The organism is Flagellimonas pacifica (assembly GCF_900215465.1).
Classification (GTDB): Bacteria; Bacteroidota; Bacteroidia; order Flavobacteriales; family Flavobacteriaceae; genus Flagellimonas; species Flagellimonas pacifica.
On sequence record NZ_OBEH01000001.1, the window covers coordinates 78,998 to 98,177 of the forward strand.

General features: G+C 41.3%; 10 protein-coding genes and 1 tRNA gene. 8 read left to right on the forward strand and 3 right to left on the reverse strand.

Annotated features, from left to right (window positions below):
* Positions 1 to 94: 94 nt before the first annotated feature.
* Positions 95 to 1,489: an alanine/glycine:cation symporter family protein gene (locus tag CRO15_RS00345; RefSeq protein WP_097043757.1), complete on the reverse strand. Its 1,395-nt coding sequence runs from the start codon at positions 1,487 to 1,489 to the stop codon at positions 95 to 97.
* A gap of 124 nt (positions 1,490 to 1,613) precedes the next feature.
* On the opposite strand from CRO15_RS00345, the gene CRO15_RS00350 reads away from it, so the two are divergent.
* The 7 genes from CRO15_RS00350 to CRO15_RS00380 all read left to right on the forward strand — a co-directional run bounded on the left by CRO15_RS00350 (position 1,614) and on the right by CRO15_RS00380 (position 16,437).
* Positions 1,614 to 1,686 (forward strand) — tRNA-Met (locus CRO15_RS00350).
* A gap of 585 nt (positions 1,687 to 2,271) precedes the next feature.
* Entirely contained in the window at positions 2,272 to 3,777 is a 1,506-nt protein-coding gene (locus tag CRO15_RS00355) for a fibronectin type III domain-containing protein (protein WP_097043758.1), read from the forward strand.
* Entirely contained in the window at positions 3,774 to 5,027 is a 1,254-nt protein-coding gene (locus tag CRO15_RS00360; RefSeq protein WP_097043759.1) for a fibronectin type III domain-containing protein, read from the forward strand. The genes CRO15_RS00355 and CRO15_RS00360 overlap by 4 nt, the downstream gene beginning before the upstream one ends.
* A gap of 2 nt (positions 5,028 to 5,029) precedes the next feature.
* A complete protein-coding gene (locus CRO15_RS00365) occupies positions 5,030 to 6,718 on the forward strand; it encodes a fibronectin type III domain-containing protein (protein WP_097043760.1) in 1,689 nt (562 codons plus the stop codon).
* Between the two features lie 33 nt (positions 6,719 to 6,751).
* Positions 6,752 to 10,216, forward strand: a complete 3,465-nt coding sequence (locus CRO15_RS00370; RefSeq protein ID WP_165769890.1) for an RHS repeat domain-containing protein — start codon at positions 6,752 to 6,754, stop codon at positions 10,214 to 10,216.
* A gap of 12 nt (positions 10,217 to 10,228) precedes the next feature.
* On the forward strand, positions 10,229 to 16,141 hold the full coding sequence (locus CRO15_RS19890) for a DUF6443 domain-containing protein (protein WP_097043762.1): 5,913 nt from the start codon (positions 10,229 to 10,231) through the stop codon (positions 16,139 to 16,141).
* Positions 16,141 to 16,437 (forward strand): hypothetical protein, encoded by a 297-nt coding sequence (locus CRO15_RS00380; protein WP_097043763.1) that lies wholly within the window; start codon positions 16,141 to 16,143, stop codon positions 16,435 to 16,437. Before CRO15_RS19890 ends, CRO15_RS00380 begins: the two co-directional genes overlap by 1 nt.
* A 39-nt stretch (positions 16,438 to 16,476) precedes the next feature.
* Here the strand turns inward: CRO15_RS00380 and CRO15_RS00385 are convergent, their stop codons facing one another.
* Positions 16,477 to 17,001 (reverse strand): O-acetyl-ADP-ribose deacetylase, encoded by a 525-nt coding sequence (locus CRO15_RS00385; protein WP_097044790.1) that lies wholly within the window; start codon positions 16,999 to 17,001, stop codon positions 16,477 to 16,479.
* A gap of 85 nt (positions 17,002 to 17,086) precedes the next feature.
* Entirely contained in the window at positions 17,087 to 17,428 is a 342-nt protein-coding gene (locus CRO15_RS00390) for a helix-turn-helix domain-containing protein (RefSeq protein ID WP_097043764.1), read from the reverse strand.
* A 141-nt stretch (positions 17,429 to 17,569) separates the two neighbouring features.
* Here CRO15_RS00390 and CRO15_RS00395 point away from each other — a divergent pair, with 141 nt between their 5' ends.
* Positions 17,570 to 19,111, forward strand: a complete 1,542-nt coding sequence (locus tag CRO15_RS00395; RefSeq protein WP_097043765.1) for a hypothetical protein — start codon at positions 17,570 to 17,572, stop codon at positions 19,109 to 19,111.
* Positions 19,112 to 19,180 lie beyond the last annotated feature (69 nt).

A 19,180-nucleotide genomic window follows, 5' to 3' on the forward strand; every position in this document is an offset into this window, starting at 1 on the left:
ACCTGATCGTACTATAATTATAAAATTGAGAACGTGTGCAACCACTCCGTTCTCACATTAAAAATTTTAAACATTCTCCAAGGTGAATACATTTTTAAAATTTCTTAATGTTCGTTTCATGCTTCATTTTTGAAAAATATGTTTTAGCTGCCTTGTTTACCTTGGGAGCCAACAACAAAACAGCAATCATATTTGGGATTACCATAAGTGCATAGGACAAATCTATGAGGTTTTTCACCAATTCCAGTGAAGCAACTGCAGCAAAGACAATTAGAATTACAAAATAATGGTTATAATACCTACCGATTTTCGCATTGGTCAAAAAGGAAAGGCATTTTACACCATAATAGGAATAGGTGAACAAAGTAGACAGCGCAAAGGCCGTGACAATAATCATCAGCAGGTCATCTCCATAACCAAACAAAGTGGTTCTAAACGCTTGTAGTGTCATTACAATTCCACTGGAATCATCCAAATAGGCACCACTAAGGATAATGACCACAGCTGTGAACGTGCAGACCAAAATAGTATCTATAAATGGTCCCAACATAGCAACCAAACCTTCCCGTATGGGTTCCTCATTTTTGGACTGACCATGGTACATAGGTGCACTACCCAAACCAGCTTCGTTAGAAAACATAGCTCTCTTGACACCAATGATCACCAATCCCCAAAAACCACCTGTAACCACGGTTTTAAAATTCCAAGCTTCAGTCATAATTAACTTTAACGCCGGTATTACTTGGGATGCATTCATAACCATAACCACAATAACGGCCACGAGGTATACCATAACCATGAATGGAACAATGGCTGTCGCCACTTTGGCAATTTTTGAGAGTCCGCCAAAAATGACGAAAGAAGAAATTATCGCCAAAACAATACCTACTATGAGTTTCCAATTGAACAGCGGGTCAGCTTCAGTTCCTCCCAAAGCTATCAGGCTTTCTTCAGGTTGAACAACACTCATAAAGGTTTCAGTAAATTGATTGGCCGTAAAGACACCTAAAAATCCAAAAATGCCCGAAATACAAAAGAAGATGGCCAGAGGCTTGTATTTCTCCCCAAGACCTTTTGTGATATAAAACATGGGGCCTCCCTGCAATTTTCCTTCGGAATCCTCTCCTCTAAACATGATGGATAAACTACAGGAATAAAACTTAATGCACATTCCTATCAAAGCCGTCATCCAAATCCAAAAGACAACTCCCGGCCCTCCATCATGGATTGCTATAGCAACACCGGATATGTTTCCCAAACCAACAGTTGCCGCCACTGCTGCGGATAAAGCCTGCAATGAACTTACATCCCCTTTGGCATTCTTATCGTCGTATTTACCTCTGGTAATAGCAATAGCATGACCAAAAAAACGGTACGGTAATAATTTTGAATAGAAAATTAAAAACAAGCCCCCTCCTATCAGCAGAAGAAACATTGGCCAGTTGGCCCAAGAATTGGCATTGACCAAAAAATCATTAATGAGTTCCATGGTTTCGAAGGTAGTTATTTCGATTAAAATTCTGCTAAAGGATATGAATTTCAGTTCATTTTTAAATCAAATCCCTTCTAATTTGGAAATAACCTAAAAACGGTTGTATATTTGCCGTCCACATCGCGGGATAGAGCAGTAGGTAGCTCGTCGGGCTCATAACCCGAAGGTCACAGGTTCGAGTCCTGTTCCCGCTACGAAACCGATAGGCATAAAAAAACGGATTACTAGTATGTAATCCGTTTTTTTGGGTTTTACTTTTCTTATTGTTGAAAACGGACACGCTTTGAACATGAAACCTTCCTCTTCCAAAAACAAGATTTATATAGGGACCATTAGTTCTAAGTGACGGTCAAAGATTTCCAAAAAAATAGAACAAAGTCTTAAAAAAGGATTGCTATATGTATTTATCCTTTAAGGATATTGAGATCCATTAGCTCAATATAAATTTAACAAGGATTATTTTTATTGGAGTAGTTTATAATATTACTATTCAAATAAAACGATAAAATAATACTTACTTAATATTTTATTTATTCATTCTTTTTTACATCTTAATCATTTATAATATAAAAGTGTTTTCGTTAACAGTTTGTCGAATTTTCTTCTTTTTTTTATGCTATTTTTTTTAATCTACGTTTCTTTGCCCAAGAACAACATTTAAAAATGTTATCTAAGCCAAAGCTTACTGAATTGCTCTAAATGACCTCAATCAAACCCTCAGAGCCCAAAGGCTACCATTCCTTTTTTAAATCCATAACACATATTCTAAATCCATCAACATGAAAAATGCATTTTCATATGCGCTTCTATTGGCCCTGTTTTTTGTTTTCAACTATTCCAATGCTCAAGAACTGCACAGCCATAGCAATGCGGCAAGTATTGCTAATGAAGCTAATTCAACCGCTGGTTGGACCATGACCGGTTCCACAGGGGTCAGTTCAGTTCAAAATGATGCTTACCATGGAAGCTATAACCTTAAAATTGAGGCAACTGCCGCAGGGTGGGCTATTGCCACTTATGAATTCAACACCGAAATAGGAGCTGTTTATAATATCAGTCTGTATGCCAAAGCTGCCAGTTCAAAAACCCCTGGTTTTTTCCTATGGGAAGGTTTCAGTGATTTTGCATCCCAAAGTATCTCAAGCTCAACTTGGACATTGTACGCTTTTAGTCTTACCGCTGTTGATTCAACGGCCAAAATAAAGGTATACACGGGAAATACATTCCCTGCGGCAATAGGTGATGCCGCATATATTGATCATATATCCATACAAAAGGTTCCTTCCGACACACAAGCCCCAACAGCACCTTCCCTTTCTAGCAATGGACAGACCGATACAACCGTAGATCTTTCCTGGAGTGGGGCAACGGACAATATCGGGGTAACCGGATATAAAGTTTTTAGGGATAGTAATCTTGAGGCCACTTTGAACAATGTGAACAGCCATGAAGTAACTGGCTTAACCGCAAACACCGCTTACAGTTTCACGGTAATCGCTTTGGATGCCGCAGGAAACGAGAGTTCAGCAAGTACTGCGCTTTCGGTAACCACAGATAATGCTTCCGACACTCAGGATCCATCAACACCGACCAACCTTTCAAGTTCAGGAAACACAGACACCACTGCCGACCTTTCTTGGGATGCAGCTACGGACAATATCGGTGTCACCAACTATAAAGTATTCAAGGACGGTAACCTGGAAGCCACACTGGGCAATGTAACCAACTATCAGGTGACCGGACTTACGGCAAGCACCACCTATAGTTTTACAGTATCGGCCTTGGATGCCGCAGACAATGAAAGTACCCCGAGCACCGCTGTTTCCGTGACCACGGATTCCGCTTCAGGTGGTGGAGGCTCCGGTAGTTCCGTTTGGTCAGAAGCTGGTTCGGTGGCCAGTTACACGGGCAATGTGGCCATAGGCACTAGCTCTGTCCCTTCGGGGTATAAATTGGCCGTGGACGGCCATATCCGCACCCGTGAAATCAGAGTAGACCAGGATACCTGGCCAGATTATGTCTTTAAAGAAGGGTATGACCTACCCACCTTGAAGGAAGTAGAAAAATACATCAAAGAAAAGGGACATCTGCCCAATATCCCCTCTGCCAAAGAAGTAGAAACCAATGGGGTTGAACTCGGTGAAATGAACAAATTGCTGTTGGAGAAGGTTGAGGAATTGACCTTATATATCATTAAACAGGAAAACTCACATAAAAATGAATTAGAGACTCTTGAAAAGAGGATATCTCACATTGAAAAAAACTATAAAAAGCATTCAGAATGAAAAAAAAAACGCAACTGACACTCCACATTTCACTTTTTCTTTTTTCAACAATTACAATGGCACAAGAATTATATCTAGCAAGCGATGCGGCCGCGGCACTCAATGAAACCAATAGTGTTGGAAATGTTTCAAACATTAGGGGTATTGGTTGTACAACAGGTGTAGAAACTACTGTTGTTGCTGTGGGAACATATTCCTATAAGGGAACCAGTATTGATGGAGCAAACGATAGAATTCAAATTACGCCTACATTGACAAATGGTTTGGATTATGAAATGAAGGTGTATTTAGCTGAAGGGGCAGGGGCAGATATTAATGTGCACGTCTGGGAAGGGGTAACAATGACAACTCCAACAATAACACCTTCCATTAGTACCGCAAGCTCATCACTCCAAGAGTTTACCATATCATTTACAACAACTTCATCTACTCCAATTCTTAGGTTTTACAACAGAGGGGCTACAGGCACTACAATATATTTGGACAATGTTTCCATAGTACAGCTTGGAGTAGACACCCAAGCCCCTTCTACACCCACCAACCTTTTAAGTTCAGGAAACACGGACACCACTGCCGACCTTTCTTGGGATTCAGCTACGGACAATACCGGTGTCACCAACTATAAAGTGTTCAAGGATGGTAACCTGGAAGCTACACTGGGCAATGTCACCACCTATCAGGTTACAGGGCTTGCGGCAAGCACCACCTACAGTTTTACAATATCCGCATTGGATGCCGCAAACAACGAAAGTACCCCAAGCACTGCTGTTTCCGTTACCACTGATTCCGCTTCAGGTGGCGGAGGCTCGGGAAGTTCGGTGTGGTCAGAAGCTGGCTCGGTGGCCAGTTACATGGGCAATGTGGCCATAGGTACAAGCTCCGTCCCTTCTGGATATAGATTAGCAGTAGACGGCCATATCCGCACCCGTGAGATTAGGGTGGACCAGGATACCTGGCCAGATTATGTCTTTAAAGAAGGGTATGATCTGCCCTCTTTAGAGGAAATACAAAAACACATCAAAGAAAAAGGACATCTGCCCAATATCCCTTCCGCCAAAGAAGTAGAAACCAATGGGATTGAGTTGGGACAAATGGATAAATTGCTATTGGAGAAGATCGAGGAATTAACGCTTTACATTCTTAAACAAGAAGCCAAAAGCAACTTACAGAGTAAAACACTCCAACAACAGAACCACAAAATCAAAATATTGGAAAAAAAGATTGCTAATCTAATAGAAAAAACAAAATAAGCATGAAAAAAATAGTTAAGTGCCTTTTTATATGTATTGGATGTTTTTCCTATGCCCAGACAAATCTAGTAGACACCTCTAACTGGACAGCTGGAGATGGTGCGGCATCTGGTTTTACAATACAGGGACAAATAAATGAGAATATCAGGGAGATGGGTGTTGGACCCCATGGGTCGTCTGTTCTTTTATGGAAAAGTGCCCCCAATGGTTCCAGCGGGTATGATGGCGGTTGGAAGACCAATTATCTACCACCAATTGACCATACAAAAAAGTATCGGTTCAGTATTTGGTTAAAAAAAACAAACTCATCTGATGGAACACCCCATTTTGGGATGTTTGCAAACAATCAAAGTAGCGGGTATACAACTTTAAGACTTAATGGAACTGTTGTAAATAATGCCTACTTTTTTGTGGATGACCTACCCCAGTTGAACCAGTGGTATCTCTTCATCGGTTTTGTTCATGGCAGCGGCCACACTTCAACAATAAATGAAGGTCGAATTTATGATACTTCAGGAAGTGAGGTAGGAACACTTACCGATTTTAAGTTCACATCAGATGCTTACTACATTAGACATAGAAGTTTTTTATACAATGATTCAAATACTTCAGATGGCCTATACCATTATAATCCTACTGTATACGAAGTAAATGGTCAGGAACCTACCATTTCGGAATTACTAAACCCGTCTGGAACGGATACCGAATCCCCTACAGTACCAACGCTTTCAAGTAATGGACAAACCAACACTACCGTAGATCTTTCCTGGAGTGGGGCAACGGATAATGTTGGTGTAACGGGATACAAAGTATACAAAGACAATACGTTAGAAGCCACTTTGAACAATGTTGGCAGTTATCAGGTTACAGGTTTAACAGCAGCCACTACCTATAGTTTTGCAGTAAGGGCCATAGATGCAGCTGGAAACCAAAGTACAGCAAGCAATATATCTGTGACCACCGATACAAACTCAGGAACTGACACCCAATCTCCCACCTCGCCAACTCTCTTAAGTACTGGAAACACGGACACCACTGCTGACCTTTCCTGGAGCGGGGCCACTGACAATACCAGTGTCACCAACTATAAAGTGTTCAAGGATGGTAACCTGGAAGCTACCCTGGGCAATGTGACCACCTATCAGGTGACCGGACTTACAGCAAGCACCACCTACAGTTTTACAATATCCGCATTGGATGCCGCAAACAACGAAAGCACACCAAGCACTGCTGTTTCCATTACCACGGATTCCTCTTCAGGTGGAGGCAGCTCCGTTTGGTCAGAAGCTGGGTCGGTTGCCAGTTACACGGGCAATGTGGCCATAGGTACAAGCTCCGTCCCTTCTGGATATAGATTGGCCGTGGACGGCCATATCCGTACCCGTGAGATCAGGGTGGACCAGGATACCTGGCCAGATTATGTCTTTAAAGAAGGGTATGATCTGCCCACCTTGGAAGAAATACAAAAATATATCAAAGAAAAGGGCCATCTACCCAATATACCTTCCGCAAAAGAAGTAGAGGCCAATGGCATTGAGCTTGGACAGATGAACAAATTGCTGTTGGAGAAGATTGAGGAGCTGACCCTTTACATAATCTATCAGCAACAGGAACTTAAAGCACAAAAGGAAAGGGCAAATAAACTAAGCCGAAGATTACACAAACTTGAACATACACCTGTAAATAACTAAGCAATCATGTTGTGTCACGGAAAAATTACACCAATGATTAACAAGAAAACAATATTGTATTTTATAGTCTTGACAGTTAGCATAACAGCCACTGCACAAAACTTGGCCCCTGAAATCACAAACTATGGCTCGGTTTCCCCAAACAGTGCCAGTCTTGGAAAATTTGGAACATTTCCAGTCAACTATAACTTGGGAGCGGTCAATGTGAACATACCATTATATACTCTTGATTCAGGTAAACAGCAAGTACCTATAGGGCTTTCGTATAATACTGGAGGTATAAAAGTTAATGATTTGGCTTCCTGGGTAGGTCTTGGATGGACACTAAATGCTGGTGGAGCCATTATCAGAAATGTCAAAGGAATACCGGATGATTTTTCTGATCAGGGGATAGAAGATCTCGAAAACGCGGCTTTCAACAGTACCAACTTCAATTATATCTACGATTGCTGGAAAGGACTAAAGGACTCACAACCTGATGAGTTGATACTGAACGCACCCGGAATCAGTGGAACTTTTCAACTGAATCCCGATCAAAACGGAACAGTTGTTTTCAACGATCATCAAGTTGCCAAGGTCATTGCACAGCAAGATGATGCACAGAATCCTGGTAGAATTGAAGTTATAAAACCCGATGGCACCAAATTGATATTCGGAACATCCGTTATAGAAGAAAATGGACAGTTCCATAAAGCTTCTGAATACAGCCGAACGTCCACAACGAATTTCATAAATAGTTATGAGTACATCAGTACATGGTACTTGACGGAAATGATCGAACCTACCAAAAAGGATACCATCCGGTTCAGATATGCGGATAACCTCAACCATGACTTCCCAGAAGCTTCCGGAGAATATGCAACAGGGACGGTGAATAGTACTATTCAAGGATCCTATCCTGAAATCAAGAACATCGAACAAAAAATCCTTTCCAGAATAGAAACCAACAACGGATATGTAGTTTTCAATACTTCAGGCGGAAGGAGTGATTTGGAAGGAGAGTTAAAACTGGATAAAGTTGAGATGTATACAGGTCAATTTGGCGAGCCCAATGCCATCAAAATCAATGAATATGTATTTATTTATGGGTACTTCCAAAGACATGGAGGCAACTTCTCTCCAGGTAGTTCCAGCGGTGTGGGCTTTGACAAATCAGACAGTAGGACCAAGTCCATGCGGCTTGACACTATTGCAGTTGGCAATGATGGAGTTGGTGGAACTTATTCCTTTGCCTATAATGGTACCTCCCTACCCAAGAGGGGATCCACGGCACAGGATCAATGGGGGTATGCTAATAGCAATACCGGAAGTTTTATGCCCCGTACAGTGGGCACCTACTATCCTAATGCTGTGCCTGCAGTAAATTATGATGTTGGAACCGGAAATAGGAAATCGGATCCCATTAAAATGAAAGCGGCTTCCTTGGAACGAATCAACTACCCAACAGGCGGCCATACCGTTTTTGAACTGGAGCCCCACCAACGTACATTTCTGCAGACCACTTCCTCGCCTGTTCAAGACGGTGACCCAGCTCAAGCTTACGGCTCAGAATGCGATGCAAGTATCGGCCAATCCCTAGTAACAAAAACTGTTGTAATACCCCATGATGTAATCGGTGATGTTAAACTGTCTATTACTTTTTCCGAGGCCGCTTCGGTTCAAAATGGTGCTTATGTCAAGTTTAATGGGATTACATACAACGCCACTGGAGGCACGGGTGGTGAGGAACTTGAAGGTGGCAACAGGGAATTTAGCTTTAATCTATCCCCAGGAACCTATACACTGGAGGTTTCCGAAGGGCGCACCGGCGCCCCAAGCGGAGCTGCGGTTTCCTGCCCGTTTACCACGGGATATGTGTCTTGGTTTGTTCCAGGACCTTCTGTGAATACCGAAGTAACGGAATACCATGGCGGCCTCAGGGTCGCGTCTATCAAAAATTATGATGGGTTCCAAACCGAGCCTACTTCACAAAAATACTTTGAATACGAGAACATAAATGTTCTAAGACCATATCGAAATGAAGCGTATAAACATTTCTATTTACCAGATGGAGGGGATTTTGTAAACGATAACATCAAACTTAAATTATCAACAGGCGAGTACTTCAACAATAATTTAGATAACCGGCCAGTTGTTGAATATGGTACAATCACTGAATATGTTACAGACAACCAGGGTATCCAATTAGGTAAAACCGTTTATGAATATAATACCCTAGCTCCTCAACGTATACTAGGCAGTGGTTTAGAAAGTCCTGTCCCCTTTAAACACCCTTCAAGTACGGGAGAATACCATACTCCAGGTTTCGCTGCTGTTAGGCAGGACGACGACTTCACCTACTGGCGTAGTGATGGGTGGAAATATGGGACCTTGGCACATAAGCACGTATACAAGAATACCGCAACACAAGGAGATCCGGTCTATGTAAAAATGCAACAATTGGATCATACCTATAGCACTTTGGTTGAATCTGAAATAATGTCCAATTACATCTTTGCCAACATTCACAATCCGGAGATATTTGAACCTTATTATCCAGGTTCCTTCGATATGCCTTGGGATGCACTTAACGACAGGGCCAGTTACATCTTTAGTTACTACGTAGCCAAAAAATCCTTAGGGAAGAAAGTAATAGACCAGACCATCAGCACCATTTATGATGAAGATGGGTTAAACCCGATGATTACTACCACGGATTATGTCTATGGCAACACAGCACATCAACAACCTACCCTTGTCAAAACTACAAACAGCCTGGGTCAACTTCAGGAAACTATAACCAGTTATCCGGACGATGTTACCTCAGAAAGTTCACTTGAGGGGCCAAACCTGAAACCTTCCGAAAAGCAAGCTATTGATAACCTTAAAACTACAGGTATTTTGCACCGTATAACAGAAGCTGTACAAGTGAAGGCTTTGGTCAAGGATGCCTCCAACAATATCTTGTCCAGCAACATCCAAAGAACCAATTACCAAGATTGGGGCTCAAACTTGGTATTGCCAAAATCTGTCAGCACGTTGAAAGATGGCTATAATGCATCTGCTAACCCTATGGAAGATCGCATTACCTACCATAACTATGATGATAATGGCAATCCCGTTGAAGTAAGCAAGGCCAATGGGGCACACACCTACTATGTCTGGGGCTATAACAGCGCATATCCTATTGCCAAACTGGAAAACTTTACAGATTCCCACGCCATCGCAATTCAAAGCACCATTGATGCCGCAATAAATGCATCCAATGCTGATACAGACGATAATTCTGAGATTGTGCTTCGTGCTGCGTTGAAAAACCTTAGAGATGCTGCCTCAAGTGCCTTGGCCACCACCTATACCTATGACCCCCTGATTGGCGTCACCAGTATCACCGATCCTCGCGGAAATACTGTTTACTACACCTATGATGCTTTCAACCGCCTAAAAGAGGTAAAGGATGCCAGTGGTAATCTAGTGACGGATTACAAATACCATTATAAAGGACAAAGCCAACAATAAACCGAATCTATCATGAAAACGAATAACACACATAATCTATTCGGGTGCCTACTATTGTTGGCATCATTTTTAGCAGCTACGCCAAGTAATCTTTCAGCTCAATCCATAATAGGGCCCCAGAATGTACAGGCTGGCACCACCCAAACCTATCAGATCAGTGGGCAGGCAACCAATGTTTCATGGAACGTATCGTTGGGAGCCACTATCGTTTCATCCAGTAATTTCGATATAGATGTCCGTTGGGATACACCCAATGGCAATTATTATGTATCGGCGACCTTTAGTGAAGGAACGGGATATGCTTCGTTGAACGTTCAAGTTTCCGGGGGGCTTCCAACAAAACCCTCAAATCCGACCATTTCCTCCATAAGTTGTGGGGAAGCCGTACTGAGTCGTACGGGGTCGCCCCCTTCTGGTGTGACCTGGTACTGGCAGACCAGTGTCACCGGCACCAACAGGGACTATTCTGGTTCAACATATACGGTGAATACCTCAGGAACATACTATATTAGGGCACGCGACAACACCACTGGTGGTTGGAGCGAAACCTCTGGCTCAGTTTCTGTAACTGTACCTCCTGTTCCTTCAAATCCTAATGTGGCCGATCAATCTCGTTGCGGTGCTGGAACAGTAACCTTTAATGCGCCATCCATTAGCGGAACGGTTTATAGATGGTACTCAGCTTCCGGTCAATACCTAGCTCAGGGAAATAACTTCACCACACCATCCCTAAATGGTCCTACTTCTTACCAAGTGGAGGCTAAAATTAATGACTGTGCCAGCGACAAGGTTACCGTGAATGCACAGGTAACAGCGCTTTCTATAACTGCAACTGAAAATGCCGAACCAATGACATGCGGAAGCAATGTTATTGAACTTACAGCTAATACACCCTATACCTCAAATTTCACTTCTGGAGTTACCCACAGATGGTATCTTACCCAAGATGGACCAAGCTATATTGAAGGAGTAGATCAAAATGCACCTGCATCTTATATAACCAAGGTTACTGTATATGGAGAGAACAAAGAGTATTGGGTAAGTGCCATATACAATGGTTGTGAGACTGCCCGGGTCAAAGCTTCATCTGTTTATCAGGCCCCGGTGGTACCTACTATATCTGTACAGGATTTAAGTGCTGAGGCATGCGGTTCAGGTACTTTTGACCTTAGGGCCACTGGAGGGGCAAGCAGTACTTTTAAATGGTATAACGAAGCTGAGGAATTAGTACATACTGGAGCTATTTTTACACCATATTTGGAATATGACACCGTAAACAATAATGGCAACTTTACTTTTTTCGTAGGAGGCACATTGGTTGACAATCAAGGCTGTGAACATCCCATTTCTTCCGGATCAAGAGTACAGGTTCCCGTTACGGTAAAACCATTACCCAATACACCTCAACTCAGTTCCACTGTACAACAACCCACCTGCACCACCTCCACAGGAAGTTTTACCATCACCAATTTTAATGGTATTCCAGCATCTTATAGTGTCAATCCGTCAGCAGGAGTATCCATTTCGAACTCAGGTGTGGTAACCGCTCCATCTGGGAGTTATACTGTCACGACAACCCTTAATAATTGTACATCTGCCGTATCTGAACCCAGAACAATCAATCCACAACCAAATACTCCATTGGAACCAACACTTGGAACGGTTACCCAACCAACCTGCGAAAACCCTATTGGAAGTTTTACGATTACCAATTTTAATGGTAATCCAGCATCTTATAGCCTAAGTCCTTCAGCAGGAGTATCCATTTCAAATTCAGGTGTGGTAACTGCACCATCGGAAAATTATACGGTCACAGTGACCGAAAATGGCTGTTCATCCACTTCTGCCAGTCAGGCAATCGTAAATCCGGCCCCAGCAGCCTCCACTTATTATGCAGATAGTGATAATGATGGGTTAAGGGACCCCGGTTCCATTGGGGAACAAGACTGTAACAGTCGTGGAACAGGTTGGACACTTAACACTACAGTGGACAATTGTGTGGACCTATACGACCCCAGCAATGAATGTTCGCCCACTCCGGTAAGCAGCAACCCTGCCGACCACAACTATATCTATACCCGTACCTATCAAAAAGAAGGATATAACGGGAACAACAGTCCAGGTTTTTTCGTGCAGCATGATGACCTGGTTCAACAAATAGCCTTTTTTGACGGTCTGGGCCGTCCATTTCAACAAGTGGGCATGGCACAGTCCAAATCAAAAAAAGATATTGTAAACCATATAGGATATGACGAATTTGGCAGACAGGAAAAAGAATGGTTGCCTTATCCAGACCTGGACCCACAAGCAGTTCTAGGAAACTTTCGCCCAGATGCCGAAGGAGATACGGATACTTATTACATACAAACCTACGGCCAGGATATCCTCTCCAGTTCCGCCAACCCCTTTTCACAAAAGAAATTTGAGGCATCGCCTTTGAGCAGGGTGCTTAAACAAGCCGCTCCGGGAAAAGACTGGGCAATGGACAATGGACATGAAATAGAGTTTGAATACCTGTCCAATATATCTGCCGATGATGTAAAACAATATCAAGTAGATCTAAACTTTGTCGACAACACCTATATCCCTTCTTTGGCGATACGGCCGGACAATAATGGCGAATACAACGAAGCAGAGCTCTACAAGAACATCACCAAGGATGAAAACCATGATGGTACCACAACCAAACTGCACACTACGGAAGAATTTACCAACAAGCAGGGCCAGGTAGTCCTTAAACGTACCTATGCGGATATTCCCGCTATGGACAAAAATGGTGATGGTGATACCAATGATCCGGGAGAGGAAGCCATTCCCGAGGCTCCCCACGACACCTATTATGTGTATGACGATCATGGTAACCTTACCTATGTACTGCCTCCAAAAATGGAGGCCAGTAGTGGGACTCTTGCCAACATCAACACCAATTTGGACGAGCTGGGGTACCAGTATGTCTATGACCACCGTAACAGACTAGTGGAAAAGAGAATACCTGGCAAAGGAAAGGAATACATTGTCTACAACAAGCTGGACCAGCCTGTTTTGACCCAGGATGCCAACCTTCGTGCAGGAACAGGCCAGGACACTTGGCTCTTTACCCATTACGATGCCCATGGAAGGGTGGCCTATACCGGAAAGCTTACCTATGCCAATGATACCCAGCGCACCAATGTGCAACAGCAAGTGGACAATTATGTACAGGACCAAGAAAACAATGGAGTGCCAGACCCAAAACTTTGGGTAAGCAAACGCACCATTAATGATGGCCCACTTACCATTGCAGGGAGTGAGGTATATTATTCTGGCATTGACTATACAGGTGCCACCATTACAGAAGTGCTCACCATCAATTATTACGATGGTTATGATTTTGTACCCACCACCTGGCCAACGGCGCCCACAAGTGTTTTTGCCAAAAACATTGACAGCAATGTAAAAAGCTTGGCAACGGGCAGCAGGGTAAAGGTACTGGACCAAGGCCCTGCCCAATGGATCACCACCGCCACTTATTATGATGACAAGGGAAGGCCGATCTATACCTATAGCGAAAATTCTTACCTTAGTACAGTGGATATTGTAGAGACCAAGCTAGACTTTGTGGGCAAGCCATTAACGGTGCGCAGTACACATACCAAGAACGGCAATACCATTGTTACCCTGGACAGTTTTGAATACGACCATGTGGAGCGCCTGCTGCAACAGACCCAATGCGTGGGCAACGAAACCCTTGGCTATGCCTGTAACGAGAGTTTGGCACAAACCGATATTCTGCTTTTAGAACCTACGGTAACCGCCAACAAAACTGCCACCAATAAGATCGAGGTAAAGGCCACCAACAATGCCGTGACCTTGAGCGGCACCCTTACCCTAAAGGTAGACCCAATGGCCAGTGGCGGGGGCGGAAGCGGAAACGTTACCGAAGAGCTCATTGCCCATAACGATTATGACGAGCTGGGCCAATTGACCCAAAAGAACGTGGGTAACACCCTTGCCTCCCCTTTACAGGAAGTAAACTACACCTATAACATTAGGGGATGGCTCAAGACCATTAACCAGGATACCCATAACGACAACGACCTTTTTGATTTTAGCATTGCCTATAACGATCCCACCAATTTTGGTGCTGCCGAAAACCCGACCGCGCTCTTTAACGGGAACATTTCCCAAGTGGAATGGAGTACGGCAAATATAAACGATACCAACAACCCAGTGAGCAGTCGTTATAGCTACGCCTACGATGCCCTCAACAGGATCACAGGGGCGACCGACAATACAGGAAAGTACAACCTGACTGATGTCACCTATGATAAGAACGGGAACATAGGGACCCTGAAAAGACAGGGGTGGACAAGTGCCAGCCCCTCGTTGGCCAACAATACAGGTTTTGGAATGATGGACGACCTTGTGTACAGTTACCTTCCCAACAGCAACAAACTGATGAAGGTTGCGGACGGCGCTGCCATTGACCAGTTTGGTTTTAAGGACGATGCGGTGAACACGGCCACTGATAGTACGGACGACTACGACTACGATGCCAACGGAAACATGACCATGGATCTGAACAAGGGCATACAAGTAGATGGAATTACCTACAACCATTTGAACTTGCCCGTCTCGGTGACCCTGCCCGGCGGTACAATTTCGTATATTTACGATGCCACGGGAACCAAGTTAAAGAAAACCGCGGGAAGTTCTGTGACAGAATATGCCGGCAACCATATATACTCAGGTAATACAACAACCACCTCATTGCAGTTCTTTAACCACCCAGAAGGATATGTTACACCCAATGGACAGGGCGGTTATGATTATGTGTACCAGTACAGGGACCATTTGGGAAATATAAGACTGAGCTACTCTGATGGCAATGGGGATGGGGACATAGATGTGACCAACAACCCCAATACCACAGAAATAGTGGAGGAAAACAACTACTACCCCTTTGGCTTACGTCATAAAGGGTACAATAATGTTGTAAGTTCCAATGCTAATAGTGTGGCGAGCAAGTTCAAATACAATGGCATAGAACTTGAAGAATCTTTAGGGTTGAATCTTTATGAAATGGATTTACGTCAATATGACCCAGCCATAGCACGTTGGACATCTATTGACCCTATAGTTCATTGGGAGTTTTCGACTTACCAGGCTTTTGATAACAATCCTGTTTTCTTTGCTGACCCAAGTGGTGCTGATTCTATTTATAATTTTGAAACAGGACAATATGTAATAAATGGAGAAGAAGTCTCGTTTGGTGAAGCCCTTGCATATGCTAACGGTGGAGGAAATTCAGACGGAAGTAATGACAACAATACTGACCCAAAAAAGAAAAAGAAGAAAAAAAGTCAAAAAAAGGACGTAAAGGATATGGGCACGGGAGAGCTTTACGGAATGGCTTATAATGGTGCATCGAGAACTGCATATTTGAATGGAAACGACCCGTATAACCCTACAGAAGCAGATATAGCCGAGAATGAAATAAATAAGCAAAACGCTGCTGGAGAATTCTTTCTTTTAATCTCAGGAGAATGGGTTGTTGCTAGAGTACTTCAAGGCGGAAAATGGGCTTATAGAGCAGTTACAGCTGGAAGAACTGTTAAAGGAGTTACAAGTACCGCAAGAGTTGGACGTTGGATGTCAAAAGCAGAATATGAAATTATGAAGCGAACAGGTAGAATGGCAGAAGGGGCAGGAGGTCAAACCTTTGTAACAACTGGAGGGGCATCAAGTTTTAATGCAGCGGCTAAAGGGTCTGTTTATGTTGAGTTTGATATTGCAACCAATAGTTTATTACAAGGTGGTAAATCAGGATGGTTTAAGGCTATTGGACCAAATTCAAGTAAAGCAATGCAACATATGTTACAAAAGCAAGGTGGACAAGTAAGTCCAACAGTACAAAATATGTCAGGGATTTTAAAAGTAAAGTAATGGTAATAAATAAAAAAAGTGATTGGTTTAAAGAAAATATAATGAGTTATTTATCTGAATTTGAGGTGATAGAAAAAAAGTTTTCCGAAGGAGACTTTGGTGATTTGGAACAAATTGAGTTCAATTCAGAAAAGATATCTGGTAATATTGACTTTTGGAGTCTAGGATGGGTTGGTGTTTTTGTATGGGATAATATTTGTGAATCAGAAATGCTTAATATTTTATCAGAGCCTCAAGAGGAAGAAAGAATAGTTGAATCTTTTAATAAGCTTAAAGAGATAATTATAAATAATTAAGACAAATTTTGAATTATACAGTAAAAGCGAGGAGTAAATTTACTTCTCGCTTTTTATTTTTAATAGCTTTTCATACAGAATGTAATTTTCATCATCAAAACAGGTAATATAAACATTAAGTTCCTCTACACATTGAAATGATTTTATTGTTTCAATAGCTATCTTCGCAGCTTTATTTTTTGGAAAACCATAAATCCCTGTACTTATATTAGGAAATGCTATGCTTTTTATATTGTGTTTTATAGCAATTTCTAAACTTTTAAGATAACAAGAAGCTAGTAACTCTTTTTCTCTACTTTTACCATTATTCCACTTTGGACCAACAGTATGTATTACATAAGAACAAGGTAGTTTACCTGCATTAGTAATAACAGCATTACCAATTTTGCATCCACCTTGCTTATTTCTAATTTTATAACATTCCTCTAAAATCTCTTTTCCTCCAGCTCTATGAATAGCCCCATCAACTCCTCCTCCTCCTAGAAGAGAAGTGTTAGCTGCATTTACAATTGCATCTACTTCAAGTTTTGTTATATCTTTTTTTATTAATTTAATGTTTATCATTATTAGTTTTAATTGCAGATTGTCTATACAGCTGGATGCGAGTTTGTAACTCGTGACCAACATAATAATTTAAATAAGATATTTTTTATTTATATGCTAAACGAGTTTTAGCATCACGAAGTAAGGCATCAATATTGTAAAGAATAGCTTCTCTATCCTGTTCAGGCAGTTCGCTAATATCTTTTAATCTACGTAACATATCTGCATTTTTAAAAAGTTCGTTGGTATCAGCTTCGCCAACCAAATAGGCTACGGTAGTATCTAAAAGTTCTGCTAATCTTTTTACAGCATCAATAGATGGGTTTACATCATCACGCTCATACTTACCAATTACAGAATGGTTGGTATTAAGAAGCTTGGCAACCTCGTTTTGAGATAAACCTCTTTCTTTTCTACAGTCACGTAAACGCTTGCCAAATGTACTCATATTAATAGTTATAATGCATATATAAACAGATTTTACAAATATACTGTTCATAAACGACTTAAAAAAGTGTGATATGGTTTTGTAAAATAATTTATATATAGTAGTTTTGATGCAGATATGAACAACTAAATATTTTTAAAAATGTTGAACACTACCAATCCAAACAATTACGAATACACAACCAAACATTTAGAGGTACATATTTTAGGCGGAATCAAGCTTAATAAATTAGAGAGTTTACGAGTAACGATAAGCATACAGAAACCCAAAGAGCTTAATGTTTTAAGGCACTCGATAGATTTATACAACGACAATCAAATAGAAAAATTTACTCGAAAAATAGCAGAACGCTTGGAAATAGGAACAAGCGTAGCACGTAGAACACTACAGGAACTTACCAAAGAATTAGAGAATTATAGGTTTTTACTAATCGACCAATACGAAAAGGAAAACCAACCCTACTACAAAGAATTAAGCGTAACAGAAGAAAAACAAGCAGTTATATTTTTAAAGAAACCCAATCTATTAAAGCGAACCAATGAACTTATTGGAAAGTCTGGCGTAATCGGAGAAGAAAACAACAGACAAACAATGTATCTAATCTTCACAAGTAGAAAAACAAATAATCCTTTGCATTGCATCAGCTTGGGAAGTTCTGGAGTTGGTAAAACCCATTTACAAAGTAAAGTTGCAGAACTCATACCAGAAGAAGATAAAGTAGAAATTACAGTATTATCTGCAAACGCTTTTTACTACTTCAATCGCACAGAACTACAACACAAATTAATATTGATAGAAGATTTAGACGGAGCGGAATCTGTACTCTATCCATTACGAGAATTACAATCTAAAAAGCGAATTACAAAAACCGTAGTTCATAAAGATACCAAAGGCACAACCAAAACGATACATCTAACAGTTGAAGGTCCTGTAAGTGTTGCAGGATGCACCACACAGGAAAGTATTTACGAGGACAACTCAAACAGAAACTTCCTTTTATACATCGATGAAAGCGAGGAACAAGACCAAAAAATAATGGATTACCAACGCTTGATAAGTGCAGGAAAAGTAAACGCAGAACAAGAATATAAATCGAGAGAATTACTAAAAAATGTACAACGAGTTTTAAAGCCGATAAAAGTGATTAATCCTTTTGCAGAATATCTACAATTACCGAAATCCGTTTTTAAACCACGAAGAACCAACAGCCATTATTTACAATTTATTGAAGCTATTACATTTTACAAGCAATATCAAAGAGAAAAGCAATACGATACTGAAACAGGCGAAGAATATATACAAACTACGATTGAAGATATTAAAGAAGCCAACGAATTAATCATTGATGTTTTGCTACGCAAAAGCGATACCATTACAGGAGCTTGCAGAAATCATTTAGAACGCTTGAAAGCTTATTTAAAATCAAATAACCAAACCACTTTTACAAATGCTGAAATAAGACGAAATCTACGCATCAAGGAAAGCACATTGAGAAACTACAACAACCAATTATTATTAGAAGATTACATACGCAGAATTAAGAAATCAAAAACCAAAAGTTACTGTTTTGAAGTAGTGGACGTTGACGAATACACCAATTTAAAAGAACAGATAAACAATGCTTTACAAAACTGTATTGCCAAAATAAACTCGCAAACCGCAAGTAAGTCGCAAGTAGTATAGTTGCGAGGTTAAGAATAAGTAAATCAGTTAATTACAGCAACTCGCAACAAAAACCTAAAAAACACATAC

What these genes read in the sequence shown, in the direction of transcription:
- CRO15_RS00345 (WP_097043757.1), bottom strand. Translation starts at nt 1,489, where the DNA reads ATGGAACTCATTAATGATTTTTTGGTCAATGCCAATTCTTGGGCCAAC.
- CRO15_RS00355 (WP_097043758.1), top strand. Translation starts at nt 2,272, where the DNA reads ATGAAAAATGCATTTTCATATGCGCTTCTATTGGCCCTGTTTTTTGTT.
- CRO15_RS00360 (WP_097043759.1), top strand. Translation starts at nt 3,774, where the DNA reads ATGAAAAAAAAAACGCAACTGACACTCCACATTTCACTTTTTCTTTTT.
- CRO15_RS00365 (WP_097043760.1), top strand. Translation starts at nt 5,030, where the DNA reads ATGAAAAAAATAGTTAAGTGCCTTTTTATATGTATTGGATGTTTTTCC.
- CRO15_RS00370 (WP_165769890.1), top strand. Translation starts at nt 6,752, where the DNA reads ATGATTAACAAGAAAACAATATTGTATTTTATAGTCTTGACAGTTAGC.
- CRO15_RS19890 (WP_097043762.1), top strand. Translation starts at nt 10,229, where the DNA reads ATGAAAACGAATAACACACATAATCTATTCGGGTGCCTACTATTGTTG.
- CRO15_RS00380 (WP_097043763.1), top strand. Translation starts at nt 16,141, where the DNA reads ATGGTAATAAATAAAAAAAGTGATTGGTTTAAAGAAAATATAATGAGT.
- CRO15_RS00385 (WP_097044790.1), bottom strand. Translation starts at nt 17,001, where the DNA reads ATGATAAACATTAAATTAATAAAAAAAGATATAACAAAACTTGAAGTA.
- CRO15_RS00390 (WP_097043764.1), bottom strand. Translation starts at nt 17,428, where the DNA reads ATGAGTACATTTGGCAAGCGTTTACGTGACTGTAGAAAAGAAAGAGGT.
- CRO15_RS00395 (WP_097043765.1), top strand. Translation starts at nt 17,570, where the DNA reads ATGTTGAACACTACCAATCCAAACAATTACGAATACACAACCAAACAT.